This is a genomic window from Pseudobutyrivibrio sp., from assembly GCF_017471675.1.
GTDB lineage: Bacteria > Bacillota > Clostridia > Lachnospirales > Lachnospiraceae > Pseudobutyrivibrio.
The window spans coordinates 1-7991 of the sequence record NZ_JAFUSK010000016.1; the positions used below are offsets into that span (position 1 = coordinate 1).

Sequence of the window (7991 nt, forward strand, 5' to 3'; positions counted from 1 at the left end):
CCCAGATGAGCCGATAGTAACACCAGGTGATGACTCTGGCACTGATGAACCATCTAATCCAGATGATGATAAAATCAGTAAGGACAAGGTGGCTGAGGCAGTTGAAGAGGTTATAGAGGTTATTACTCAGCTGTTCAATCTACTAATTCAATCTATTAGATCTATATTTGAAAGATTATTCAGACCATAAAATAAAAAGGGCCATCTCCCATGTAACGTGGGAGATGGCTATTTTATTTAGTGGTGCCGCCTTCACAGTATCTAACAGGAAGGCAGATAAGTGCAGGATGGTTACTGTCTTTGTCGCTTAATAGAATATCCACAGCGGTGGTGGCCATTTGCTCTAGGGGTTGTTCTATAGTTGAACATGGATATTTGTCCAAGCCGAAGATTTTGATTCCGTCGTATCCGATAATTTGAACATCCTTTGGAACTGATACGCCTAATTTATTTAGGCGGTCTATAATCTGAACAGCTAGCGCATCAGTAGCGCAAAATATACCATCGTATTTAAATTTGCCCTTTGTGGTGGAGTCGTCTACAAAGCTAAATATTTCATCTATGCCATCCTCATCCCAAACACGGTGGATGGTGCATCCTACACCTTGGCTGTTGCAGTAGTTTTCAAAGCCAACGCTTCGTTTGTCTGCCTCGCCTGGAACATGTGAGGAAATGCCGAGAAACAGAAGCTTTTTACAGCCCTTTTCAATAAGCTTTTCAGCCGCCAGCTGACCGCCGGTGTAGTTGTCAGAGGAAACGCAAGGAATGTTGGCGTGGAACTTTCTGTCTATGATAACAAAAGGAATGTCCTCGTTAACCTCCAGCTTAGGATTGTAGGTGATGGCTATTATTCCGTCTACCTTGTTCTGCTGAACCATATCCACACAGGCCTGTTCTGTGTCAGGGTCGTAGGATGTGGTGGAAAGAAGCATACGATACCCCTTTTCGTTAAGCCTGCGACAGCAGTAATCAGCCATATTAGAATAGAATGGATTGATTACATTAGGAAGGATTACAGCCACAGTGTTTGTCTTGCTGGCACGAAGGCCTCTTGCATAAACATTTACCTGATAGCCTAAGGCTTTGGCAGCAGCCTCTACCTTTGATTTGTATTCATCACCAACGGGGATTCCGTTGAAAACCTTTGAAACCGTGCCAAGGGATACACCAGCCAGGCGGGAAACATCCTTCATGGTAGGTTGTTTAGTACTCTTACTCATATTTATCTCCCATAATAATTAAATGAAACAATGTGAAATAGAAGTGAAACATTTCACAAACAACTACTATATTAGTATAAATAGGCCCTATAGTAAAGCGGAAAAAATATGCACAAAATTTAACTATTAGATTTGTAGAAACCCACAAATTAAAAGGGAATCAGCAAAACTGATTGACACCAGAGAGCCCTAATGCTATTTTATTAACTATCAATAAAACGTTTCACGAAAAAAATATCGCCCAGTCAATCGGGCGTTTATATTTTAAAAGATAATGAAACGTTTCACAGGAGGATTTTATGAAGAAGCGCATTAAGGCTAACTGGCAAATGTATTTATTGCTTTTGATACCAGTGGTAATCACATTTATTTACAAATACATTCCTATGTATGGTATCCAAATCGCGTTTAGAGATTTCAAAGCAAGTCGTGGAATCACAGGAAGTGAATGGGTAGGATTGCAGTGGTTTGAGAAGTTTTTTAGTTCTCCGAATTGTATGAGAATGATAAAGAACACCTTTCTTCTTAGTGCATTTACTTTACTTTGGAGTTTTCCTATTCCAATTATCGTTTCACTTTGTTTGAATCAGCTTAGATTTTTAAAGCTAAGAAAGTTGGCACAAACCATTTTTTATGCGCCACATTTCATTTCCACAATGGTTATTTGCGGTATGATAAAAATATTTCTTTCTCCTTCAGGTGGATTGCTTAATCTTCTGATGGGGACACAGATTGATTTCCTTACAGAAGCATCAGCCTTCAGAACTATATACATCGTGTCAGAAGTTTGGCAGCATGCTGGATGGGGTTGCATCATTTATCTGGCTACGCTTGCAACAGTAGATACATCATTGTATGAAGCGGCAAAGGTAGACGGAGCAAGTGTATGGCAGAGAATCGTTAATATTGATATTCCAGCGCTCCTTCCAATGGCAATACTTAATCTGATTATGAGTGCAGGTGCACTTATGAACATCGGTTTTGAAAAGGTATGGTTGCTTCAGACTGATCTTAATAAGGCAGCATCAGATGTTATTTCAGTATATGTTTACGAACAGGGTATTGAGCATGCTAAATACAGTTATTCCACAGCGGTAGGACTTTTTAATACAGTTATTAATCTTATTCTTTTGATAATAGTAAATAGAATTGCAACAAAGCATTCTGATGTAGATTTTGTTTAGGAGATTATAGATATGAAGAAAAATAGTAAATTAGGCTTATCAGACAAAATGAGCGATATCATTCTACTTGTAATAATAATCGCTCTCATGATTATCATAGCTTATCCTCTCTACTACGTATTAGTAGCTTCAGTTTCAAATCCGTATGATGTATATGCTGGGAAAACCTTCCTTCTACCAAGTGATTTTTCACTAAAGGGCTATAAAGCCGTCTTCTCAGATCCCAGCTTATACACGGGATATATTAATTCAATCAAATATACCATTATAGGTACAATCTTTTCTGTGACTATGCTCTATTTAACAGCATATCCACTTGCTCAGAGGGATTTGCCAGGAAGAAAATATATCAGTCTCTTCTTCATAATCACAATGTACTTTGGTGGTGGATTGATTCCTACATATTTGATTGTTAAGGATACAGGACTTATTGGAAATATGTGGTCACTGTTTATTCCAGGTGGCGTATCTGTTGCCAATATGATTCTTGTTAGAAATTATTTTGAGACAAGCATTCCTCATGAACTTATCGAAGCTGCTCAGATAGATGGCTGTGACAAGCTGAAGGTATTCCTAAAGATTGTAATACCACTATCAATGCCTATTATGTCTGTTATGGTTGTGTTTTCTATGGTTGCATATTGGAATGATTGGTTTACGGCACTGATTTATCTGCCAAAGCCAGAGATGGCACCACTTCCACTTGTACTTAGAAATATTCTTATTAAAAGCTCTGCCAGTGCTACACAGGCCAGCACCATCTCAGGTGGCTATGCTGAACTGAACAAACTGACTGAAATGATAAAGTTTGCTTCAATTGTAGTTGCAGCAGCTCCAATGCTTATCATCTATCCATTTGTACAGAAGTACTTTGAAAAGGGTATGATGGCAGGCGCAGTAAAAGGTTAATTCGAAAGGAGAACGTATGAAAAAGAAAGTAGTATCAGGAATTTTGATTGCCACAATGCTTATGTCACTAACTGCTTGTGGTGGGGGGACAGCGAAAAAAGATGAAAATCAGACTGATTTTACAATTGTAGGTGGACAGTCTGCTTTGTCACCAGGCTATGATGATAATGAGGTTCTTAATAGCCTTATGGAAGAGCAGGGAATTAAGATTACATGGAACACCATGAGTGATTCTCTTGAAGAACAGGTTAATATTCAAATTGCAGGTGGAGATTTGCCTGATGCATATCAGGGCGTTGGATTTTCTAACTATGATCTTGCAAACTATGGAAGTGATGGAACATTTATTGACTTAACAGATTATATAAATGCAGATACAATGCCTAATCTTACAGCTATCCTTGAAGAGAATCCAGAGATTAAGGCTGCTATTACAATGGAAGACGGCAGCATCTATGGTCTTCCATCAGCAGAGCAGATGGGTACAGCAGGTATCGGTAAGGATGAGGATTATTCAATCTTCTCAGTGCCACAGTTTTCTATGATTAATAAGAAGTGGCTTGATGAGCTTGGTCTTGAGGTGCCATCTACACTTGATGAACTTAAGGTAGCCCTTGAGGCATTCAGAGAAAATGATATGGCAGCAAAGACATATGGCGCACCAGCAGGTTCAACAATCCCAATGTCTACTGGTTTTGATCAGTGGTGCTGGGGTCAGAATGTATTCTATGCTGGCTTTGGATTTACAAACTGGATTAATGATGTTTGCAACGATTTAGTTTTAAATTCTGATGGCAAGGTTGATTTTGTTTGTGACAACGAGGAATACCGTGATGCACTTACATATTTCAGTGATTGGTAAAAGGAAGGTCTTATTGACCAGGAAATCTTCTCACAGGATGATACACAGCTTATGGCAAAGTGCCAGCAGGGTTATGTAGGCGTTTCTACATGGTGGTACATCGAGGAGCTTATGGGCGATTACGCTGAGGATTATGTATTCCTTCCAATCCTTACAGGTCCAGAAGGAACAAAGTATGAAGGCAAAAGCAATGTAACAATCAGAACAGGCGGCGGTACCAACTCAGGAAATCTTTCAGTAACAAGTGCCTGTGGTAATCCAGAAGCTTTACTTTCATTCTATGATAAGTGGTATGAGCCAGAGACTGTAATGCAGCTTCAGTATGGTCCTATAGGAGTATATTTCAAGGACAAGGACGAGAATGGAGTATGGAACTCTATTACAGAAGAACAGGCAAAAGCAGAGTATGGCAAGGGTGCAGGCGAGCTTAAGGGCTATTACGAGGTTGCAGGTCCTAAGCTTATTCTTTCAGATTACTATTCTTCAACATTTAATATGGAAGACAGAGCAATCGAGCGTTTAACAGACCTCTACGATTACTGGATGCCACAGGTAAAGGATACAAGCGTATATCCTATCGACTGTGTATTCACAACAGATGAGCTTGAAACAATTGATACTTATAGAACTGACTTCGAAAATGCGGTAAGCGAGCAGGAAGGCTTATGGCTTAAGGAAGGCGGCCCTACAGATGAAGAGTGGGAAGCTTATGTTGATATGCTTAACAACAGCTGTGGTATGCAGGAATTACTTAAGGTATATCAGGATGCATACGACAGATATAAAGAAGCAATGTAATGATAAAAGAGTCAAAAGTCAAAAATGAGTTTTAACTTGTTAAAATCTCATTTTGACTTATGACTCCTAACAATATGAGGAAGATTGATTTTTCATAGAAAAATCAAGAGATTCCGAATATTGTTTAAAACATCCTGAGAATGAAATGGAAGGATGTTTTTTTATCAGAATAAGAGTCATAATATAAAAGAATAAGGATAGATATAATGATTAGCAAGAAATTACAGGAAGCGAGAGACTACGAGAATAACTATTTAGCTAAAGATAAAAAAGATATCCGTCCATTGTTCCATTTAACTGGAACAGTGGGCTGGATAAATGACCCAAATGGTTTTAGCAGATTTGGTGATAAATATCATCTGTTTTACCAATATCATCCATACAATAACCACTGGGGCCCAATGCACTGGGGACATAGCACATCTGAGGATTTAATCAAATGGGAGTACCTGCCATGTGCGTTAGCACCAGATGAAGAATATGATAAGGATGGATGCTTTTCAGGTAGCGCTATAGAGCTTGATGATGGTAAGCTATTGCTCATGTACACAAGTGTCCTTAGAAGGGAAGATAGTGATGGTGAAATCCGGGATTATCAGCAGCAAAGTGTTGCTATAGGAGATGGCGTGAATTTTGAAAAGGTAAGCTCTAATCCTGTAATTTCTACTGATATGATCCCTGCAGGTGGGGATAGGCATGATTTTAGAGACCCAAAGATTATAAAATATGACGGCAAGTATTATTGTTTTGCTATCAATAGACATCCAGATGGAAGCGGACAGATTCTTGTATACGAAAGTGATGATGCAATCACATGGAGCTTTAACAAGGTGCTAGACCGCTCGGATAATCAGGTGGGAAGAATCTGGGAATGCCCTGATTATTTTGCACTTGATGATAAAAAGGTGCTTATTGTAAGCCCTCAGGAAACTGAAGGAAAGGGAGATAATATTTTCCCTGGGTTTAACAATTTCTTCTTGATTGGAGAGGGCGAAGGCTTTTTAGATTTTGATAGGCAGACAGTTTTGCCTATTGATTTTGGACCAGATTTTTATGCGGCTCAGACTATTGAAACCGTTGATGGCAGAAGAGTAATGATTGCCTGGATGCAAAACTGGGAGACAGTTAATTGTGGAAATGATTTGCATGATTATTATTCTACAATGACACTTCCTAGAAAGCTTGAGATTAAGGATGGTCATGTGTATCAGCAGCCTATTAAGGAGCTTGATAATTATCGTATAAACGAAGTGACATATAATTGTATTCATGTTCAAGAGGAGCAATCACTTGATGAGATAAGCGGAAGAATAATTGATATAAGCTTAAGCCTTAAGAAACTAGAATCAGATTATTGTTTTACAATGAAGCTTGCAAAAGATGATGTTCATGAAACTCTAATTAAGGTGGATTCAAAACGTGGAACCATCAAGTTAGATAGAACAAATAGTGGTGTAAGAAATTCATCATTATCGGAAAGGGAATTTTCGGTAGATTTTATGGACGGGACAATCGAACTTAGAATTATTATCGACAGATTCACCTTAGAAGTATTTGTAAATGAAGGAAAACAGGCAGCATCTATGAAAATAGATACAGATATAGCTGCAGATAAAATCACTTTTATGTCGGATGAGACTGTGGTAATGGACATTACAAAATATGATTTCGAGGAAGGATTGTTTTAATGAGTGCAGATGTTGTTGCTATTGGAGAGCTTTTGATTGATTTTACCGAAAATGGAATTAGTGAACAGGGCAACCCTATCTTAGAAGCAAACCCAGGCGGGGCACCATGCAATGTGCTTTCCATGCTTCAAAATTACGGAAAGTCAACAGCTTTTATTGGCAAGGTGGGAAATGATAATTTCGGGCACATGTTAGCAGACACTGTTAAGGAAATCGGAATCGATGTTTCTAATCTGTGCTTTGATGATGAGGTACATACCACACTTGCATTTGTACATACATACGAAGATGGTGATAGGGATTTTTCTTTTTACAGGAACCCCGGAGCAGATGTAATGCTGCGCCCTGAGGAGGTAGATGTTTCTCTTATTAGGGCGTCAAAAATCTTTCATTTTGGCACACTGTCCATGACACATACTAGTGTGGAGCAAGCCACAGTGTACGCCATAAATCAGGCTAAGGAGGCAGGGCTTCTTATTAGTTTTGATCCAAACCTGCGTCCTCCACTATGGTCTAGTCTTAAAATAGCTAAGGAGAAGATGGACTATGGCTTTAGGCAATGCGACATCCTAAAAATCTCTGATGATGAGGTGACCTTTTTTACAGGTGAATCTGATGTATTAGAAGGTGCCAAATGTATAAAAGAAAAGTATGGCATCAAGCTGGTATGCGCTACACTTGGACGCGAAGGAAGCTACGCTCTTTATGATGATATGGTGGTAAAATGTGACCCATTTTTAAATGAAAACACTATCGAAACCACAGGCGCTGGGGATACCTTTATGGCATCAGTTCTTAACTCTGTTTTGAAAGTGGGCATAGATAATTATGATGAGCAATCATTGATGGACATGCTAACATGGGCAAATGCAGCAGCATCTATCATTACCACTAGACGCGGCGCCCTAAAGGTAATGCCTACAGTGGATGAGATAAAGGCATTGATAAAACTTAGTATATAATCGCCCCATTTTTGCAAAAGTCAAACCCAATAAGACGCTAAAAAAGCCTGCCACTGCAAAATGAGTATGACTAATGTGAATTTTTTCAAAAATATACTGGAAATCAGGTGTGAGCAGCTGGGATACAGCTGTATCGAGTATATTTTTGCGATTTTTCACATTAGTCATACTCATTTTTATAGATAAGGCCTGCTAAGGGATGATTTCGAGTATATTTTCTCCAGAATTAGTCAAGTCCATATTTGTGTGTAAATTCATCTTTCAGTTAATATTGTATTCCTCAGGCCACTCTCATTTTTATGAGCTCCTTTTGTATTTTATTGAGGTTATCGTAGTACTCCTGCATGTCAAAAAGCCTCTGAGCTACG

Annotated in this window: 8 protein-coding genes; 7 read left to right on the forward strand and 1 reads right to left on the reverse strand. The window is 38.8% G+C overall.

Features of this window, described 5'->3' with window-relative positions:
• The coding region (locus IJ535_RS02575) for a hypothetical protein (protein ID WP_294298448.1) at nucleotides 1-190 on the forward strand (190 nt) is incomplete at its 5' end.
• Between the two features lie 43 nt (nucleotides 191-233).
• Here IJ535_RS02575 and IJ535_RS02580 read toward each other — a convergent pair.
• The gene (locus IJ535_RS02580; protein WP_294298450.1) at nucleotides 234-1220 is read right to left on the reverse strand and encodes a LacI family DNA-binding transcriptional regulator; all 987 of its coding nucleotides are present in this window, start codon (nucleotides 1218-1220) and stop codon (nucleotides 234-236) included.
• Between the two features lie 299 nt (nucleotides 1221-1519).
• On the opposite strand from IJ535_RS02580, the gene IJ535_RS02585 reads away from it, so the two are divergent.
• From IJ535_RS02585 to IJ535_RS02610, 6 genes are all read left to right on the forward strand, one after another.
• Nucleotides 1520-2404: an ABC transporter permease gene (locus tag IJ535_RS02585; protein WP_294298453.1), complete on the forward strand. Its 885-nt coding sequence runs from the start codon at nucleotides 1520-1522 to the stop codon at nucleotides 2402-2404.
• Nucleotides 2405-2416: 12 nt separating this feature from the next.
• Complete coding sequence (locus tag IJ535_RS02590; RefSeq protein WP_294298458.1) at nucleotides 2417-3313, forward strand: carbohydrate ABC transporter permease; 897 nt, start codon at nucleotides 2417-2419, stop codon at nucleotides 3311-3313.
• 16 nt (nucleotides 3314-3329) lie between these two features.
• Complete coding sequence (locus tag IJ535_RS02595; RefSeq protein WP_294298462.1) at nucleotides 3330-4175, forward strand: extracellular solute-binding protein; 846 nt, start codon at nucleotides 3330-3332, stop codon at nucleotides 4173-4175.
• A gap of 51 nt (nucleotides 4176-4226) precedes the next feature.
• Entirely contained in the window at nucleotides 4227-4973 is a 747-nt protein-coding gene (locus IJ535_RS02600) for a hypothetical protein (RefSeq protein ID WP_294298466.1), read from the forward strand.
• A gap of 206 nt (nucleotides 4974-5179) precedes the next feature.
• Nucleotides 5180-6661 (forward strand): glycoside hydrolase family 32 protein, encoded by a 1482-nt coding sequence (locus tag IJ535_RS02605; RefSeq protein WP_294298471.1) that lies wholly within the window; start codon nucleotides 5180-5182, stop codon nucleotides 6659-6661.
• The gene (locus IJ535_RS02610; RefSeq protein WP_294298475.1) at nucleotides 6661-7623 is read left to right on the forward strand and encodes a PfkB family carbohydrate kinase; all 963 of its coding nucleotides are present in this window, start codon (nucleotides 6661-6663) and stop codon (nucleotides 7621-7623) included. Before IJ535_RS02605 ends, IJ535_RS02610 begins: the two co-directional genes overlap by 1 nt.
• Nucleotides 7624-7991: the final 368 nt, after the last annotated feature.

Excerpts from the sequence above, each read along its gene's own strand:
- IJ535_RS02605 (WP_294298471.1), top strand. The coding sequence starts at position 5,180 with ATGATTAGCAAGAAATTACAGGAAGCGAGAGACTACGAGAATAACTAT.
- IJ535_RS02580 (WP_294298450.1), bottom strand. The coding sequence starts at position 1,220 with ATGAGTAAGAGTACTAAACAACCTACCATGAAGGATGTTTCCCGCCTG.
- IJ535_RS02610 (WP_294298475.1), top strand. The coding sequence starts at position 6,661 with ATGAGTGCAGATGTTGTTGCTATTGGAGAGCTTTTGATTGATTTTACC.
- IJ535_RS02595 (WP_294298462.1), top strand. The coding sequence starts at position 3,330 with ATGAAAAAGAAAGTAGTATCAGGAATTTTGATTGCCACAATGCTTATG.
- IJ535_RS02600 (WP_294298466.1), top strand. The coding sequence starts at position 4,227 with ATGGCAAAGTGCCAGCAGGGTTATGTAGGCGTTTCTACATGGTGGTAC.
- IJ535_RS02590 (WP_294298458.1), top strand. The coding sequence starts at position 2,417 with ATGAAGAAAAATAGTAAATTAGGCTTATCAGACAAAATGAGCGATATC.
- IJ535_RS02585 (WP_294298453.1), top strand. The coding sequence starts at position 1,520 with ATGAAGAAGCGCATTAAGGCTAACTGGCAAATGTATTTATTGCTTTTG.